Source organism: Dokdonia sp. R78006 (assembly GCF_042466145.1).
Classification (GTDB): Bacteria; Bacteroidota; Bacteroidia; order Flavobacteriales; family Flavobacteriaceae; genus Dokdonia.
On record NZ_JAXHBU010000001.1, the window covers coordinates 1,921,598 to 1,938,825 of the forward strand.

Below are 17,228 nucleotides of genomic sequence, written 5' to 3' on the forward strand. Positions count from 1 at the left end.
CTGACTCCCTCTTCAAAGAGGGACACTGTTGTGGTTTGATACTTTTTAATTTGCTTTGTAAAATTAAAAAGTATCGTGAGTATTCCCCTCTTTGAAGAGGGGTTAGGGGAGATGTTTTTTTAATCATTTCTCCAACCCCTTCTCCAGCGCTTTTTTAATTCCTTCTAAATTCTCTGTAAATTCCATCATTTGAGAGAGCACTTGTGCCATCTCGTTCTTGTCACCAAAACCTTTGAGTTTATTATTTTTTACAAAGGTTTCTTTCATTGTGTTCCAGCGAGTGGCTTGTGTTTCGTCTAGCGAATTGATGAGTTCACGATATTTCAACAAGTTTGCCTCTGCGCTTGAGGTGAGTGTTTGTGACTCGCTTTCATAGTGGGATAGGAGCAATGTCGCAAGCTCAGTGTCGTTCATTATAGGAACCACTTTTGCCACGAGCTTATTCATATCACGGTATGATCCTTGAAGTTTAAAAGAAGGTTCTGTGCGGTAGGCATCTTCTTGCGCAGCACTACGTATATACTCTGCATTTACTTTGAGCACAGTGTTTCTTATAGTAATTACCTTCTCCAGTACTTTTGTATAATCGGCCACTTCTTGTGCAGTGTGATTACCTTTAAGTTGGGTGTCTTGTGTCCCATTTTCAATACGATCTATGAGTGTATAGATATCATCAAAATGCGTACTGCTCAATTGCTGCAGTAGCGGATTTGCAGTAAGCGAATTCTCAATGAGACTCAGCTTAAACAGATGCTCTGTATCTCCTATAATATCTCCTAGGTTGTAAATATCTGCCCTGTTTGCCAGCATATCTGGAATACGGAATTTATCACCACTCTCCGTATATGGGTTACCTGCCATAATCACGCAGAATTTCTTACTGCGCAGATCATAAGTTTTGGACTTACCATTATACACACCTTCAATCTTACGTGTACCATCAGAAAGGCTAATGAATTTTTGTAAAAACTCTGGATTACAGTGTTGGATATCGTCTAGATATAGCATCACATTATTACCCATTTCAAAAGCTACGTTCAGCTTTTTAAGTTCTTCACGAGCGGCGCTGTTTGTTGCGCTATCTGGATCTACAGAAGTCACTTCGTGACCTATGGCAGGGCCATTAATTTTTACAAAAACGAGACCTAGACGGTTTGCTATATATTCCATCAGGGTAGTTTTACCATACCCAGGAGGCGAGATAAGTAGCAACATGCCCATACGGTCGGTACGTTTATTATCGCCTACAGTTCCAAGTTGCTTGGCAAGATTATCACCAAACAATGGAAAATATACTTGGTCAATTAGCTTGTTACGCACAAAGGATGTAAGCACTCTTGGTTTAAATTCGTCGAGTTTTAAATTCTCTTTCAGCGTTTCAGTAACCTCGTGTTTTGCTTTCTTAAATGTTTCAAAAGCGGGTACTTGTTCGGTTACAAATAAGTTAAGTCTCGCCGTAAAGTCATGATAATTAAAAGCAAAAACACCGTCAGTAATTGAGCTGTGATCACCACTCAAGCTAGCGATTTTCTCATGAGGAGAAGCGGCTTTTGTTTTTAAAACCGACTCATCTTCAAAGAGTAGTAAACACACCACTTCATCTACATAGCGCAGGTCTGTAACACTTTCTTGAGTACGTGCAAATGCCGTTACCCATTGTTTTACAAGTTGAACTTTCCCCTTAAAGTTAGGTAGTGATTCATAACTTTTCTTAAACTTAAGATCTGCTTGTTGTTGCTTTAACGCTTTCGCGAAAGCGTCTTTCAATCGCACAGCAACGCTACTACGCACAAAATCTGTGTCTTCTTGTAATTCGTCAAAAATGTACTTTGCTATCGTTTGACTCAAATCTGGTGAGAAAAGGGATTCCGCTTTCGCGAAAGCGTGTATCTCCTCACTTAAAGTCTCAACGATAAATTGGTATTCCTTTGCATCTGGAAAAAACTGTAACACCTCTCCCGAAGCCTTGATCGTTTGATCTAGCGTTTTTTTAGTGCTATCTTCAATGCTGTTCCAGAAATACTGAGCGTACGCCCTAATTTCTGGTGCGTAGGTGAGTAGCCCTAGCTCGTTGTGTTTGTGTACGAGTACCTTTAAAATTTTTGAGGCATCTACATCGTGTACGCCTTTTATATAACCCTCTGCATAGTCATTGCGACTTTCTTCTTGCACAATCGTAAGCAGCGTATCATCGCCAGCTTCTAGAAGTGATTTTTTGTCAAGTTTGTTGAATAATTTATAAGCCAAGTACGCACTGCGATACACCTCGCTAGTTTCTGAAACAAACTCCTGATTCCAAATATGGCGAGAAGCGAGAAGCGTTTCATTTGAAAGTTCTTGGTAAAAATCTGTTCCCGTAAGGTGGTAATTAAGCGCACCATCTTTGAGCACAATAGTGAGGTCAAGTGGTTGCTTGTTTACACCAAATTTATGCTTACCAAGTCGTATCACCGTATCTCCATCTTCATAGAGATCTAGTTTGTCTTTGAGTTTGCGCAATGCATCTTCACGGGCTGTTTTAAGTCCAGTCTCAATCTCTTCTGCCTTGCCAGTGTCTTCTTGCTCCTTAAGTTGCTGTACGATATCGCGCACCTTATTGATCATAAGATCTGCGGCAAAATATCCGTTTATTTCCGAAGCCGTTTTAAAGCTTTCGGCTTTTTTACGTACGCCTTTCAAGATACGTTCTGAGGCATTTTTTAATGCCATCGCTTTCTTGTTGCGTTTTTCTACAAGGGCATTTTTACGAGCTTCAAAAGCTCCGTACACTTCCTCGCGCTTTTCAATAATAAGCGTGATAAACTCATCCCAATCTGCAAACTTCCCTTCTAGCTCTTCTAGTTGGATTGAGATTTTAGTCTGGAACTCATCACACTTTTCTGGCGTGGTGGCAATATCTAGGTAGTTTATGATACTCTGATCAATTAACTTAAGCTGCGCAGCAAAATCTGCTTGCGCCTCTGCGCTTCCTAGTGATTTTTTCTTATTCTTAATCCCAGCCTTCAACTGATTGATAGTCGCAAAAATGAGCGAGATATCATCAATAATTTTAGTAGAGTGGGAGGTGTCTTCTATATCAAGATTAGATACGATATCGATAAGCAATTCAAGATCTGTCGCAATCTGATTTACTTCCTCTTCAAGCTTTTTGGCTTCGATCACTTTCTTGATCTTTTCCATTGCGCCTTTCTTCTCAGCTACCGCTTCATGATAAGGTTTTAAAGCTTTGTCGTCTAGTAAGAACTGTACACACTTTTCTGAGATCTTTTGGGTCTGTACCGCGATTTCTTCCTCTAACGTTTTCACGAAAGTAGGATCTACATAGCGTATGTCATTAAGCGAGATGGTCTCGCCACGCAACGAGCGTAACTGTGTGAGCAGCGCCACAAAATCATTAATAGATTTAAAAGAAGTACTTTTTATTTTACCAAAAATCTCATCAGCCTTTTTCTGAATCTCTTGCGTTTGCTTGGCAGCATTACGCTTAAGTTGGACCACTTTTTCAAATTCATCGATTGCTGCATTTGCAGCTCCGTTTATCTCAGTAAGTGGTATGTTAAGCTGTTGCGTTTCTGGCTCTGGAAGCCAGTAATAGGCGTCAAGAATATCTTTAGAAAACTTGGCTAGATCACTATATAGTCCATCGTAATTATCCTCCTTGTTGAGTAGTGTGACAAGGCCGTTAACCTCTGCCATCGCTTTTACGATATCTTTATTTCCTATTTTATACAGTAGCGTGTCCTCGTGTTGAGAGGGCATATAATCGCCCTTTAAAAATGGGGTTTGCCAGATCTGTATGACGTGATGCTTGGTTTGCTCATTTTCGGTTTTAAAATAGCTGAGTTCGCCATTTTTTAATACGGTAAATCCATTACAGATAATAGGAGTTTTGATTTCTTGAGTAATCACATTGTATGACATCAAGTTGTAAAGTCCTGCCTCTGGGGAGTAAAAAACATACAAGAAATCTTCTCCGTTAGGCGAACTGATTTTTTCTTGAAATTTTACGTTTGGGATTGCATTATCAAAGATGTTATACTCTCCCGTTTGTAAGTAGTACCCTGTCGGGAAAATGATACCTTGATCATCTGGAAGTAGTACACAAGTGTCTTTTACACTCTGTATTTTTTGAACTTGCTTGAGCTTGTGATTATAGACAAAATAACGAGCTTCCTCTTGAAAAGGTTTGATCTCAAGTGCCAGTAAATTGCCAAGGTCTGCATAACGGTATTGCCCGTCATCAAGTGTCTGGTCGATGTGCTCCACAGGTTCATCAAGGATTCCTTTTCCTTCTTCTGTGTTGTCCTCTATTTTAATGGTAAGATCACCACCTATGGTTTCTACAAAAACCTTGTCAAGTATAGAAACGTGTGCGTGCACACCATAACGATGCATATCGCGCGTAGCTTCTTGCCACTTAAAATCATGTTGTTTTGGAAACTTGTATTCGTGTTCACTACGATTATCTACGTATTTTAAGGTGTCATCGCTTATAAGCCACTTAAATGTTTTAATATCTGTAACACTATCACTTAGCTGAAACACCATGTAGAGGTAATTCCCGATGATGGCAAACTTTGAGAAAATAGTATTACGGTAGTACTTGTATAGATTTGCAAAATCAAGAAGAAAAATATCATCTTCTAGTAATGCTAGTGGTCTTGGCTCAAAACGATTGTCTTTAAACTCATAAGCACTAAAAACATCACTCAAGTGAATGTCTGTGCGCAATCCAAAATGCACATTATATCCAAAAAGGCATAGATTATTGAGAGAAACGATGTCACGAGCAATACAGTTATTTTCTGTATTGATACGATCATTTGCAATGAGCTTTGTCTCAAGAGAGCCAAAGACATCTTTACGTTCCTCATTCAGTTTTTGAAGGCGCTCTTGGAGATCGATTTTCTGCTTTTGCAGTCTACCTTGTATGATCTCATAAGTACCGCCGTCTAGTGACTGTGATGCTTTAGGTTGTGTATCTGGAGTTTCGTTTGCCATAGTTTCTGAATTTGGGCGCAATGCATTGCGCCCTTGCTACGCTGCCCTAGCAGCTTCGCACTTTCCTTTACCTTGATGTGCTGTCAAGACAGCAATGTCTTTCTGATAGTCTCTTTAGGAGAGTTCAGTGTTACTTTTTGTCCCATTTTTTGGGATTATCTTTTACATATTGACTGATATTGTCATATGCTCTGTCATTTGGGATGATTATATCGTGATATCCCCTAACCCATATACTTTTAGATAAGTCTACTGACCCTAATACCTGATGATCTGGTTCTGGGACTAAAGGCTCAATATCTCTAGTGTCAAGTGAATGGATGAATTGCTTAACTTGATTGGTAATTGCGGCTTTATAACCTCTGATTACTGTGCTCACAGAGTGATGTTTGATCTTATGTTTTCCTTGCACAGCGCCGCTTATTCTTTCTAGCTCTTTTTGTAAAAAATTAGGTTGTTCTATTTTTTCTTCAATATGAAAGACAAGATGAATATGATCGGGCATTATAATATACTCACCAAGAGAAATATTTGTACGCATCTCAATGGTTTTAAGCCATTCTCTTCTTGCGATTTCTCCGAAGGCATTCAATTTCATTTGACCATTACTTATTTTTCCAAAAAGTCGTAATCGATTTTTAGTGACGATAGTAATAAAGTACCTGCCTTTATTACTATAATCATAGCCTTTAAGGCGTCTAGATTGTCGATTATATCTTTTTGGAGTCATATAAGTTTAATGACAATGGGGCGCAAAGTATTGCGCCCCTGTCAATTTATCTCAACTTCTTATCAGATAACCCAAGTCCCTTTGCAAGGTTAGATAGGTTGCTGAATAAGGTTTGCTCATCATTATCTGAAGACTTAGATTTTAAATCCATCAAAAGATTTGCGATGGTCACATTCTTAAGATCCTCAGAAGAGATGCCGTACTTATCTGCAAATTCTTTTACTTTTTCAAGTAAGTTTCCTTTTACATCATCACTACCTAAAATGGCATCTTTTACCTCATGCACGGTGTCAGAATGCTTCACTAATCTGTCGTATCCTTTGGCCTTTGTAATTTGCCCGATAATCTGGTCAAAGAACATGGTCTCACCACCTACAATATCAATGTTTGCAGCTTTAAGAGCATCACCAATAACTTGTGCTTGAGCATCTGCAATATCTTTCTGGATATTGATTTCAGCAAGGTCAACTTGAAGTTCTTTATCAAGACGTAGTTTAAACTCCTCGTGGTCTTTACCTACACCGTCAAGTTTCTTCATTGCATTTGCCTTCTCTTCGATTCCCGCAGCATCTGCAAGAGCTTTCTCTTTGATTACATCTGCCTCTGCAAGTCCGTCTTGGCGTTTTGCTTCTGCTTTTGCTTGAATTCCGGCTGCTTCTGCAAGTGCCTTCTTCTCAATGATAGTCGCTTCTACAATACCTTGACGCTCGTTTGCATCTGCCTTAGCGTGCATTACTTGCGCCTCAGACATACCTACGGTTGCTTCTTCCTTAGCTTGTGCTTCGGCAAGAATCTTACGTGCATCTGCTTCTTTCTCACTTGCTTCTTTATGTGCAAGCGCTTCGATATTGATTTCTTCTGCTTTTTGCTTAGCAGCTTCTTTAGATGCCTCAGCAGCTTTGATAGTTTTAATCAAATCTTCTTGAGCAGCACTCTCCGCATTTGTGATGGTAACTTGTTTGTTACGATCTGCAGTTTTGAAAGCCTCAATATCTTTCATATTCTCCTGCTCTTCAACCACTCCTTTTTCAAGAACTACGCGGTCTCTTATCACATCTTGAATGTTCTTTTTCTCAACCTCTACTACTTTCTCTTTTTCAATCTGAGCGAGTGTAACTACGCGTTCTCTTTCGGTTGCTTCTAGTAAACGGTCTTTTTCTACACGTTCTGTTTCTACAGCCTCGGTACGTTGCTTGTTCTTTTCGGCAACGATAATCTGGCGTTGCATATTTTCTTCGGCAACTTTTACCTTTTCTTCGGTTGCGATACGAGCTGTTTCAGATTTGAGACGCTCTTCTTCTGCTACCTTTAAAGTTTCGGCACCTTCACGAGATTTTATGTTGGCAATCTCACGGAGTTGTTGTTCTTCTTTTTCTGCTAGTTGTTTGTCTAGTTCAAGGATTGCTTCACGAGCTTCTACATCTTGCTTGCGGATGGTTTTTTCCTCATCACGCTTAATCAAGTTAGATTGCACGTTTTGTGCAGCAGTAAGATCTGTGATTTTCTTAATACCTTCTGCATCAAGAATATTATCTGCTTTTAAATAAGAAACAGACGTTTGCTCAAGATAATCGATTGCACAATCTTCTAGTGTATAGCCATTAAGATCTGTACCGATGATATCTACAATCTCATCACGAAACTCACGACGGGATTCATACAACTGTATAAAGTCAAATTTCTTACCTACGGTTTTAAGCGCTTCAGAGAATTTTGCTTCAAAAAGATCCTCAAGTGTTTCTTGACGTGAAGCTCTTTCTACACCAATCGTTTGTGCCACTTTTTTGATGTACTCCACTTCGTTATTTACACGAACGAAAAATGCCACTTTAATATCTGCACGCATGTTATCCTTACAGATAAGACCTTCGGTAGCGAGACGTTCAATTTGGATCTTTTTTACCGAAACGTCCATTACTTCTACACGGTGGAATACTGGAACTACATAAAGTCCCTTGTCTGTTGCGACTTTTGTTCCGCCAAATCCAGTACGGACCAAGGCTTGACCTTGATGTACTTTTTTGTAAAACATCGCAATGATGAGAAAGTAAATAACAATGAGTGCCACAATTCCCACAACAAGGGCGATAGCAATAGATGGGAGGTTTTCCATAGAATGATGATTTTGGTTTTGATTGATTATTGTTGCGCAATGTTGCGCCTAAATTAATATTTACTGACTAAAAAGTAATTCTTATCTGCTGATTGTTTGATGATAAGCACGCTTTCGCGAAAGCGTAATTCTGACCCATCCAGTGATTTCACATAGATATTCATTGGATTACCATCTGCGAGTACTTCTGCATTTCCCATTTTGTCTTCAGAAATGGTAGATAAAAGTATAGCATTACGGCCTAAAAAATCTGTCGCTTTATCTCCATCCTTGTTAAGATGCTTAAAAAAGGACTTGAATGGAGTGGTTAAAATTTTAGTAAAAAATAGCGCAGGAATCATACATATAAACATTAATATGTATCCAAAGCTATTTGCATAACTTCCAGTGATGCTAGTGCTCACAAGCGTAGAAAGCCACCATAAAAATACCCATGCAGTAAAAGTGAACATAAACGGTAGGCCTACAAAATTGAAATAAATCAAGAATACTTGCCACCATTTAAGAGGCTTTCGGCGTTTGTTTACTACGTGAGTCTTGTCTACTTCTGCACTTGAGATATCTTCAAAATCCATGCTCCCAGGGTCAACAGTGTTGATATCTAGGTCAAGATCTGCATCAATATCTACGTCAATGTCGATATCCAAGTCATAATCAAAATCAATACCTGTTAATGAGGTAAGGACCCAATAGATTACAAGAAGAATAAGCAACACACTTAGTATGATGTTGACTTCAGAAAATATAAGATTTATAAAGTTATCCAATGGTTGGTGGTTTTAATGGTTCATAATCCAAAGTGCTAGTAACGCAATGCGGTGCGTCCTTATGCTTTGTCCTTGTCGAGACCTAGTTGTTCCTTAAGCTTTGCTAGTTCGTCATCTACTTTTTCTTTGCTAGTATCTGCCGCGGCATCAATCTCGTCATCTATGCTTTTATTTGCATTTGCAATATCGCCATAAGCATCTGCAAGTGCTTCTTCTTGAGCTACTTTTTCCTTCATACGTTCTAGCATACTTACGGTTCCAGTGCTATCAAGAGCAGCCATTTGCTTGTTTACATTCTTAGTGGCAGAGCTTACTTTCACTCTTGCTTTAAGTGTTTTAAGCTCATTCTCCCAGTTGCCTATATTATCTTTTATGGTCTGAATGGTTGATTGCAATTGCGCTACATTTCCTTCAAATTTTGTGGTGTCTTCACCAGCGCGATCTGCATGAGCTTGTGCTTCTTCCTTTTTGGCAAGCGCTTCTTTTGCTAGACGGTCTGCATCTGTAGCTTCCATAGATTCTGCATGCGCTTTTTTAAGAATGGCAATTGCTTTGCTTTCATAATCTTTTGCTTTTTCCTGGTGCTCATCTCGCTCGTTTTTAGAACGGATAGCCATTGCTTTTACTTGAGCCATTGCTTCTACACTTTTGGCAAGATCTTCTTTCATATCTCTTATGCCTTGCTCGGTCATTTTAATAGGATCTTCCATGTTGTCAATAGAAGCATTTGCTTCTGCCTGGCCTATTTTAAAAAGTCTTTTAAATATGTTCATAATGTTGTGTTTTAGTATTTTGAAAATTCAATAATGTGATCTGAGTATTCACTCATTAATAAACTGAGCGAGTTTAAGCTTCCTTCTAGTTCGTTTAAGTCTAGATTTTCTATTTGTAAGGTATCTCTAAATATTACTTTCTTCCCTGTCTCATCTAGTACAAATGCGCCATGAATGATATCGCGGTTTTTTTGTAGCAGACTTTTGAAAATCTTTTCAGACTGGTTATTTATGGTAAAAATAAACTGCTCTATGATTAAGATAGGAGGAGCAACGCCTAGAATGAGGTTTTTAATTCCTGAGTTTTCTTTTTGTACTACCATAATACCATCTTCTGTATTTTCTGTGGTAATATTAAAGTTAAGTTCCAGTAAAAAATCTCGTGTTATATTAAAATGGTTCTTCATAAAGAGTGTTGATGTTGTATTCCAATGCGTTGGAAGGTTAATAATACGAAAACTTGTCTCTGTAAATACCCAATTGTTTATAACTGGCTCAGGATGTAAATAATTAAAGTGGTCATAATGATTGATTTTTGATTGATGAATGTCTGATAATGCTATTACGCTTTCGCGAAAAAGCTAAATAAATTAGCGAAAGTGAATTCTTTTTGCTAAAATTGTTAGGTAAATATACAGATAAATTTATAATTTGCAAATAAAATTAGCAAAATATGTCATTTTTTGGAAAAAACATACGAAAGATTAGAACTGTCAAGACATTAAGTCAGCAGTCGTTTGCAGAGCTGTTTGACCTGAAAAGAGGGACGTTAGGGGCTTATGAGGAAGGTAGGAGTGAACCCAAAATAGATACTATTATTAAAATTGCTAATTATTTTAGCATACCTATCGATGACTTGCTCACAAAAGAGCTTACGGTAAATAGTTTGCTCAAATTCAAAGCAAATCTTACAACAGATCATGAGATCATCACAAAGCAAGCCTTTGCAAGTATTCCTTGCATAACGTCAAAAAATGCAAAAGAATATCTTCTCTATAATGATAAAGAAGCTTTTGTAAGTGATATGCAAGTATTACAGTTACCTATCAATCCTGAAAAGGAATTCAGAGCATTTACGGTAGATAATCTAGAGATGAGTAGTAATGACAAAGGGCTTTTTCCTAAGGATATTGTAATAGGGGAGATGATCCCAAAAGATGTCTACAAGAAGCTAAATAATGGTCATCTAGTACTCGCTGTATTTGAAGATCAGCTCGTATTGAGGCGATGCTATCTTTCTGGAAATACCATAACACTACGTGCAGATCATAAGAATATAGATGATCTTGAATTCCCTATCAAGGAAGTGAAAGAGCTGTGGCGCATACGCTATGTGTTTTACCACAGAGTGCCGGAACTTGCAGATGGACTTGAGGAAAAAATGGCAATGCTTCAAGCACAATTTTTACAGATAAAAGGCGAGTTATAAGCTCAGCTTGTATTTATAAAATAACAAAGGCTCGATGATATCGAGCCTTTGTTGTGTATTGATTTGATTGATGAGGTAGTACTTAATCCTTTGAGCGTATGATACCACCAGAATAACTTTCCTTTGGTTTATCTACGTTTGCTGGCTTTCCATAATAATTTATGACACCACCTGATGATGCATCTGCTCGAAGATCTTGTGATGCATATACATCCATCACTCCTCCAGAAGAAGCATCTGCAATAGCAGATACAGACTTGAGCTTGCTTATTCTTGCTACGCCGCCACTAGAAACAGATGCATCTACGCGATTTGCTGTTCCTGAGATGCGCACTACGCCACCGCTACTCACGTTGGTCTCTACGTCATTTACGGTAACCTCAACACGTAAAGTTCCTCCAGATGATGCGTCAAGATCTATTTCATCTCCAGTGAGCGCTTCTTTTGTAGTAAGACTAGCACCACTGTTTACACTCACTTCGGTTAGGTTTTCTGAGTAGGTTACAAAAACCTTTTTTGAGGTAGCGCTACCTATACTCTTATCACTATAGATTTTGAGCTTACCGTCATTTACATAAATATCGGCAGCGTTTACTATGTTTTCATCTGCTTCTAGTATCACAGAATTTGAGTTCCCTTTTTCTAGAAAAACTTCCCATCCGTCGCCAGCTGAGACTTCGTTGAAGTCTTCTGTGATATTTAAATCTTCTGTAACTACATTTCCATTACCTTGTAATTGACCTAAGTTGAGGTCAAACTGACAAGAAGTTACGAGTGTAGCGACGAGAATTCCGATGATAAATTTGATAAGTGTTGTCATGATGGTTGGTTTTAGATTGATGAAATATTGATTGTTTTGATTGATGATGTAAAGATGTAGATAAGTCCGCTTTCGCGAAAGCGTAACTTACTCAACTGTAGTTTTTAACGGATGAGTTGCAAATAGATGACTAGTGTAGGCTTATTACTCGCGTTATTATCCATTTCTTATCTGTTTTTTTAAATATGGTGATAAACTTACTAGGTTCAGAATAGCTGTCTTCCATAAGGTTATGAAAACTGTGCTTCCCTAAAGCTATGGCTCCAAAATCCTTGATCTCATGCACCTCAAAAGTATCTGGAGTAAGTATTCTTTCTACCTTGCCACATATATTTGCCTTCATAGAGGTCATATACTCTTCCTTGCTTGTAGCCAGTCCTCCTTTATCATGGTAGAACTCTAAATCTTCTGATATGAGTGATGCATGAGTCTCGAGGTCACACGTATTGTAGGACTCAAAAAGTGCAGCATCTGTAGCTAGAATCTCCTTGTAAAGGCCACTGTCTTTAGAAACCTGTGCTACTCCTAATAATGGGATTAATAGTAGGATCCAGAATAAGTTTTTAAGTGCATTCATAACTAGTTTATTTTTTGAATTTCGGGAATGATAAAGGTGTTGAGTAGTTCGGCTGTTTGATTGTGTGCTTCTATACCTTTAGTAAAAAGCGAACTTGTGAGAACTACAACAAGGTCTAGTTCGTCAAATACGGCAATTTTGTTTCCCCCATTACCTAGCATAAAATATCCAGTCTCTTTTTTGTCTTTTCCAAACTCTCCTATCCACCATAAGTATCCGTATTCATAATCTGGACTTCCCATAGCGGCTTTTGGTTCTTTAGACGCTTTCGCGAAAGCGGAACTAATAATTTGCTCTCCTTTCCAGTTACCGTTGTTGAGATAAAGTTGTCCAATCTTAATGAAATCTTTACTCTTAAGACCTAGGCCACCGCCAGTCATAGGGATTCCTGTAGGAGTAAGCTGCCAGTGATAATCTGTAATGCCCAGCTTTGAGAAAAGTGCAGTTTCTGCATATGTTTCTAAGGAACCTGAAATTGTATTAATCACATCTCCTAAGGCAACGGTTCCAGCAGTACAGTAGCTAAAATCTCGACCGTAAGGACTATCTTCTGGTTTATTTTCCCACTCTGGATACCCCTTGACAGGTAAATCCCAATAGAATTTTACCCAATCTTCAAGGAGGTACATTTTTTCTTCTTGACCACGAGAAATATCATTCCAATCATCACATTCAAGTATAGATGACATTGTAAGTAGGCTCTCGATGGTAATTTTTTCTTTACGAGGATCTGGGTTTTGAAGATTTTTTACCTGAGCGTATTTCCAGGCTGGTTCTTGTGTAGATGATAATTTACCATCATTAATAAGTGCTCCTATTAAGGTGCCAGTAATTGATTTTGTTGCAGATCTAGTATTATGTAAGGTAGCGGCTGTTGCATCATTATAGTAATTCTCAAAGATGATTTTTCCTTTATGGGCTATGACAACACTTGACATTTCTTTAAAATGTCCGCTAGTGATGAGACTGTCCATTTTATTTAAATCCTCTTGAGCAATACCAGATATAGCTGTAGAAATTGCAAAAAGCGTAGCATAAAAAGTTTTCATAATATAGATGGATTGTACGTTGCAGAAATCTCAACAGATTGAATGTTGAGATTTTGCAAGCGCACTGATTGGTTGATTGGTAGTGTTTATGTGGCTTTCACTAAAGCCAGAACTAATTATCGTCTCCTACTGTACTAGGAGCTTTGGAGGAGTAGGAGCTATATTAGGATCTTTGCTTTTTGGAGCATCGGGAGTATCTGGAGCATCAGGAGCTTGATTATTTGTCTCCCATGCTGGTGTATCTTCACCTTCTCTATAACTACGTTCTTCCCAAGCGTCATTATCATCAGACTGTTGCCAAGAATTATCATCATCATTGTCACGATCTTCTGGGCAAGTGCTGCACATAAGTTTGCCATTACCTACGGTAAGAAATTTTTCTTCATCACCATTATCTAGAATATCACGAGACTGTCTATCGTTTTTATGATAGGAGTAGGTGTTCTCATCAGCAATAAGCGTAGCTCCTTCTGGTAAGTAAACAATGATTTCTACACTAGGCCTTACGTGTCTATATTGAGCTTCTCTTTCTCCAGTAAAAAAACCATCGATGGCTAGTTCGTTATCAGATAGATCATAGTTGAGTATCATGGCTTCTGCTTGTTCCTTTGCAACGTCATAAGATGAGCCTTTTGTTCTCTTCACTGTTTGCACATATGCAAGACTGTCACGAGTAGATCGTACTATAAGACGTACATTTCTATACACAGCTACATCTTCTGTATTGCTATTAATAAGCTGTACATACTGAGAAGACCTCCCGAAAGGGATGTCAAAACGCTCGCTTCCTCTCATTTTGATACGTAGCGTATCGTTCTTTGTTATAGCGAGTGTCTCTGTAGTAGTCACTTTTGATGACTCAAGGTTAGAATATTGTATAGCCTGTTTTACAGAGAATACTCCTATGGTAATTGATGCGATAAGCCATAGCCCTAGTAAACTCAGTTTGGCACTTAAAGGCATTGATTTTACGTTAGAAGAAAGAATTTTTAATCCTAGGTAAAACAAGAAGAAAAATGGAATACCTACTGCAAATAATACGAGGAGTAACATAAGCCAGATAGGTAAACCTGTATCATTAGAAATCCACGGCATGTCTGCTAAGTTAGGAGTAAAAATATCTACCACTCCTCCAGTAAGTAATGTGATTAATAGTGAAATCACCACTGTAGCACCCGTGATTATTAATAGTACGCCCACAATTTTTGCAATGATTTTAAAGAAGAACATGATGATCTTTCCTAAAGTCCCAAAAACTCCCTGAGCACCATTTTTAACCTTATTACCGTACTTATCGTAATCTACATTCTTAACCGTGTCTGCAACATTTTCAAATCCTTCTTTTACTTTTTCTGTGATATTGTCAATGTTAACAGCCTTTCCCCGCATTGCGAGTTTATCTGCCGTAGATTGTGCTTCAGGTACAAATACCCATAACGCAAGATATATAAGAGCCGTTCCACCTAGTGTAAACCAAGTAAGAGCGATAAGTAATACCCATCCTACACGTACCCACAAAGGATCAAGTCCCATGTAATGCGCCATACCGCTAGATACACCACCTATGTAAGCATTATCTGTGTCTCTAAAAAATCTGCGATCTGAGATGCGCTTAGCTTGTTGCGTTTTATTTGAAGAGCGGCTAGATGATTTTTGAGAAGATGCTGTGTCTTCAAAAATATCGTCATCTACCATATAATCTTCTGGTTGTCCCATAATAGCGATAACCTCGTCAAGCTCCTTAGTGCTTATGACCTGGCGTTCGTCTTTAATGCGTTCAGAAAAAAGCTCTGAGATACGCGCTTCTATGTCTGCTATGATTTCGTCTTCCCCTTGTACGCCTTCAAAAGAACGTTTGATGGCAGCAAGATATCTCTGTAATTTACCGTAAGCATCCTCATCTACGTGAAAGAAAACCCCTGCTAAATTTATGTTTACTGTCTTATTCATTTTGTTGCGGTTTTAGTGGCGGTTACTACCGTTACTGCGGTCTGTAACTCATCCCAAGTGGTTGAGAGTTCTTTTAAAAATATTTTACCTGTTTCGGTAAGTCCGTAATATTTACGTGGCGGCCCGCTGGTAGATTCTTCCCAGCGATAATTGAGCAAGCCAGCATTTTTGAGTCGTGTAAGTAGTGGGTATATCGTTCCTTCCACCACCAGCAACTTAGCGTCTTTAAGTGTGCCTAAGATCTCTGCTACGTAGGCATCCTCGTCTTTTAATACAGAGAGGATACAATACTCTAGCACGCCCTTACGCATCTGCGCTTTGGTGTTTTCAATCTTCATAGATTTTCATTTTTAAATGCATTAAACTGTTCGTTTTTGTCCCAATAACTAACGGGAGATTGATTGATTGATGATTTTTCTTTTTTTACGCTTTCGCGAAAGCGTAACTCATATATTAAACTACCGTTTTATCCTCAATAGGTGATGAAGTCTCTTGAGTCTCTCCAGAATCTGAAACCGAAGCCGCAGAAATAAAGTTGATAGTAAGCGGAAACTGATATATTTCTCCTTGTGATGCCTTAACTGCTGCCGAAATCACCGAAATAATTTCTACTAGAAAAATTCCTAATGCAAGAATGGCAACCACTATTGCGGTAATAAGAAATCCTCCTAAGTCTGCAAAATCACTCGGGTCATTTATATAACCATTTGTGAGTAAACTCTCGCTTCCACTACCTGCACTTATTGCGAAATAAATAAAGAATGGAATGCTAATGACCACTAAGGCAATGAGGTATAAGAGGATACTTAGTTGAAAATTGATGGCATCCCTACCATGCTTATCTATAAATGCGGCATTCCTTTTTTGAGCGCTCCATAAAATGAGAGGTGCAATAAAATTCCCAAAAGGAAATAAGTATTTAGAGAATGTAGATAGGTGTATTAAAGTACCTATATTTTTTTGATGTGTTGTAATGCTAGTTTCCATAGTCTATTAATGTCTTATGCAAATATATGTCTAAAAAAAGGTACTTTGTTACGCATAGTACTAAAAATTAACTTTTATTTAAGGTTTTACAATTTGCTTATTTTAGGTGAAATAAATAACTAATGTCTTGTAATTAGAGTGGCGTTGCGTATTACAGCTTGTAAAATTGTTCTTTTGTCTAAAGATTTTAGTTTGCGACTTTTTAAAATTTAACAATTATTAATGCTTGTTAAATTTGCACTACTAAAGCTACTTAAGGCTTTTTACAATCAAATAGTCATGCAAACGAGACATATCTTAAGAAACCCCTTATTTATTTTTGGCCTATTATTATCTCAAATAATATGGTCTCAAGTAGGAGTTAATACTGCAAATCCTACTACCATGTTAGATGTAAATGGTGATTTGCGAGTACGCGATGCAGTAGCTAGTTCATCTACAGATGATGTTCCTTTAGTAATAGATAATGATGGTAATGTGAAGAAGCAACTTAGTAGTTTGCTAGGTAACTTTAGAGGGAGGCTGCTTACAGATTTTGATTCTCGTCTGTCGATCAATACACCAAATGCTAATGGTATATATAAGATTAATACAATGACAGAACTTATAGATGCGGGGGGAGATTTTGATATTGCTACTAGTAGTTTTACTGCACCTATTACTGGAATTTATGAAGTTACGATTACGTTAACCATTTCAGGTTATTCTACAGCTAGCACTAATTATGTAGCAGGTTTAATGGATGATACAGGATCTTGGATAATGAGATTTTCAATGCCTAGGGAAGAGGTGAATGGAACTGGAGCCGTGGGAAGTGCAAAGACATATACAGGTATTGCAGAGCTAACAGCAGGTAAGGTTTATGATTTTGGATTTGCATCAGGTGATTTTGTACTTCTTGCTAATCCTGTAGGGTCCACAGGTACGGGTATAGGGAGTTACTTAAAAATACAGTTAATAGACAATTAAAAATTTATATATTCTTTCTTAAAAGGTTCTCATTTGGGAACCTTTTTTATTGCCTATTTTTGC

The 17,228-nt window shown here is 38.1% G+C and carries 14 protein-coding genes; 2 read left to right on the top strand and 12 right to left on the bottom strand.

Annotation, left to right across the window (positions count from 1 at the left end):
* Window positions 1–123 precede the first annotated feature (123 nt).
* The 6 genes from SJY37_RS08585 to SJY37_RS08610 form a co-directional block, all read right to left on the bottom strand.
* Window positions 124–5,001 (bottom strand): DNA repair ATPase, encoded by a 4,878-nt coding sequence (locus SJY37_RS08585; protein WP_379953011.1) that lies wholly within the window; start codon window positions 4,999–5,001, stop codon window positions 124–126.
* Window positions 5,002–5,131: 130 nt separating this feature from the next.
* Window positions 5,132–5,731 (bottom strand): transposase, encoded by a 600-nt coding sequence (locus SJY37_RS08590; RefSeq protein ID WP_298326548.1) that lies wholly within the window; start codon window positions 5,729–5,731, stop codon window positions 5,132–5,134.
* Between the two features lie 46 nt (window positions 5,732–5,777).
* Window positions 5,778–7,844, bottom strand: coding sequence for an SPFH domain-containing protein (locus SJY37_RS08595; RefSeq protein WP_298326546.1), 2,067 nt, complete (start codon window positions 7,842–7,844; stop codon window positions 5,778–5,780).
* Window positions 7,845–7,897: 53 nt separating this feature from the next.
* Window positions 7,898–8,611: an OB-fold-containig protein gene (locus SJY37_RS08600; RefSeq protein WP_298326543.1), complete on the bottom strand. Its 714-nt coding sequence runs from the start codon at window positions 8,609–8,611 to the stop codon at window positions 7,898–7,900.
* Window positions 8,612–8,670: 59 nt separating this feature from the next.
* Entirely contained in the window at window positions 8,671–9,384 is a 714-nt protein-coding gene (locus SJY37_RS08605; protein ID WP_298326540.1) for a PspA/IM30 family protein, read from the bottom strand.
* An 11-nt stretch (window positions 9,385–9,395) separates the two neighbouring features.
* Window positions 9,396–9,791, bottom strand: coding sequence for a molecular chaperone Tir (locus SJY37_RS08610; protein ID WP_013749943.1), 396 nt, complete (start codon window positions 9,789–9,791; stop codon window positions 9,396–9,398).
* A 266-nt stretch (window positions 9,792–10,057) separates the two neighbouring features.
* Here SJY37_RS08610 and SJY37_RS08615 point away from each other — a divergent pair, with 266 nt between their 5' ends.
* Window positions 10,058–10,813 carry a helix-turn-helix domain-containing protein gene (locus tag SJY37_RS08615; RefSeq protein ID WP_298326531.1) on the top strand — a complete coding sequence of 252 codons (756 nt, stop codon included), beginning with the start codon at window positions 10,058–10,060 and terminating at the stop codon, window positions 10,811–10,813.
* Window positions 10,814–10,895: 82 nt separating this feature from the next.
* On the opposite strand, the gene SJY37_RS08620 is transcribed toward SJY37_RS08615, so the two are convergent.
* The 6 genes from SJY37_RS08620 to SJY37_RS08645 form a co-directional block, all read right to left on the bottom strand.
* Entirely contained in the window at window positions 10,896–11,633 is a 738-nt protein-coding gene (locus SJY37_RS08620) for a head GIN domain-containing protein (RefSeq protein ID WP_298326529.1), read from the bottom strand.
* 130 nt (window positions 11,634–11,763) lie between these two features.
* Complete coding sequence (locus SJY37_RS08625) at window positions 11,764–12,210, bottom strand: nuclear transport factor 2 family protein (protein ID WP_298326527.1); 447 nt, start codon at window positions 12,208–12,210, stop codon at window positions 11,764–11,766.
* 2 nt (window positions 12,211–12,212) lie between these two features.
* Window positions 12,213–13,259: a serine hydrolase gene (locus tag SJY37_RS08630; RefSeq protein WP_298326522.1), complete on the bottom strand. Its 1,047-nt coding sequence runs from the start codon at window positions 13,257–13,259 to the stop codon at window positions 12,213–12,215.
* A gap of 126 nt (window positions 13,260–13,385) precedes the next feature.
* A complete protein-coding gene (locus SJY37_RS08635) occupies window positions 13,386–15,209 on the bottom strand; it encodes a PspC domain-containing protein (protein ID WP_298326519.1) in 1,824 nt (607 codons plus the stop codon).
* Window positions 15,206–15,547: a PadR family transcriptional regulator gene (locus SJY37_RS08640; protein ID WP_108878113.1), complete on the bottom strand. Its 342-nt coding sequence runs from the start codon at window positions 15,545–15,547 to the stop codon at window positions 15,206–15,208. Before SJY37_RS08640 ends, SJY37_RS08635 begins: the two co-directional genes overlap by 4 nt.
* 115 nt (window positions 15,548–15,662) lie before the next feature.
* On the bottom strand, window positions 15,663–16,196 hold the full coding sequence (locus SJY37_RS08645; protein WP_298326514.1) for a DUF4870 domain-containing protein: 534 nt from the start codon (window positions 16,194–16,196) through the stop codon (window positions 15,663–15,665).
* A gap of 222 nt (window positions 16,197–16,418) precedes the next feature.
* Here SJY37_RS08645 and SJY37_RS08650 point away from each other — a divergent pair, with 222 nt between their 5' ends.
* Window positions 16,419–17,165, top strand: coding sequence for a hypothetical protein (locus SJY37_RS08650; RefSeq protein ID WP_298326512.1), 747 nt, complete (start codon window positions 16,419–16,421; stop codon window positions 17,163–17,165).
* The last annotated feature ends 63 nt before the right edge of the window (window positions 17,166–17,228 follow it).

What these genes read in the sequence shown, in the direction of transcription:
- SJY37_RS08585 (WP_379953011.1), bottom strand. Translation starts at nt 5,001, where the DNA reads ATGGCAAACGAAACTCCAGATACACAACCTAAAGCATCACAGTCACTA.
- SJY37_RS08590 (WP_298326548.1), bottom strand. Translation starts at nt 5,731, where the DNA reads ATGACTCCAAAAAGATATAATCGACAATCTAGACGCCTTAAAGGCTAT.
- SJY37_RS08595 (WP_298326546.1), bottom strand. Translation starts at nt 7,844, where the DNA reads ATGGAAAACCTCCCATCTATTGCTATCGCCCTTGTTGTGGGAATTGTG.
- SJY37_RS08605 (WP_298326540.1), bottom strand. Translation starts at nt 9,384, where the DNA reads ATGAACATATTTAAAAGACTTTTTAAAATAGGCCAGGCAGAAGCAAAT.
- SJY37_RS08610 (WP_013749943.1), bottom strand. Translation starts at nt 9,791, where the DNA reads ATGAAGAACCATTTTAATATAACACGAGATTTTTTACTGGAACTTAAC.
- SJY37_RS08615 (WP_298326531.1), top strand. Translation starts at nt 10,058, where the DNA reads ATGTCATTTTTTGGAAAAAACATACGAAAGATTAGAACTGTCAAGACA.
- SJY37_RS08620 (WP_298326529.1), bottom strand. Translation starts at nt 11,633, where the DNA reads ATGACAACACTTATCAAATTTATCATCGGAATTCTCGTCGCTACACTC.
- SJY37_RS08625 (WP_298326527.1), bottom strand. Translation starts at nt 12,210, where the DNA reads ATGAATGCACTTAAAAACTTATTCTGGATCCTACTATTAATCCCATTA.
- SJY37_RS08630 (WP_298326522.1), bottom strand. Translation starts at nt 13,259, where the DNA reads ATGAAAACTTTTTATGCTACGCTTTTTGCAATTTCTACAGCTATATCT.
- SJY37_RS08635 (WP_298326519.1), bottom strand. Translation starts at nt 15,209, where the DNA reads ATGAATAAGACAGTAAACATAAATTTAGCAGGGGTTTTCTTTCACGTA.
- SJY37_RS08640 (WP_108878113.1), bottom strand. Translation starts at nt 15,547, where the DNA reads ATGAAGATTGAAAACACCAAAGCGCAGATGCGTAAGGGCGTGCTAGAG.
- SJY37_RS08645 (WP_298326514.1), bottom strand. Translation starts at nt 16,196, where the DNA reads ATGGAAACTAGCATTACAACACATCAAAAAAATATAGGTACTTTAATA.
- SJY37_RS08650 (WP_298326512.1), top strand. Translation starts at nt 16,419, where the DNA reads ATGCTTGTTAAATTTGCACTACTAAAGCTACTTAAGGCTTTTTACAAT.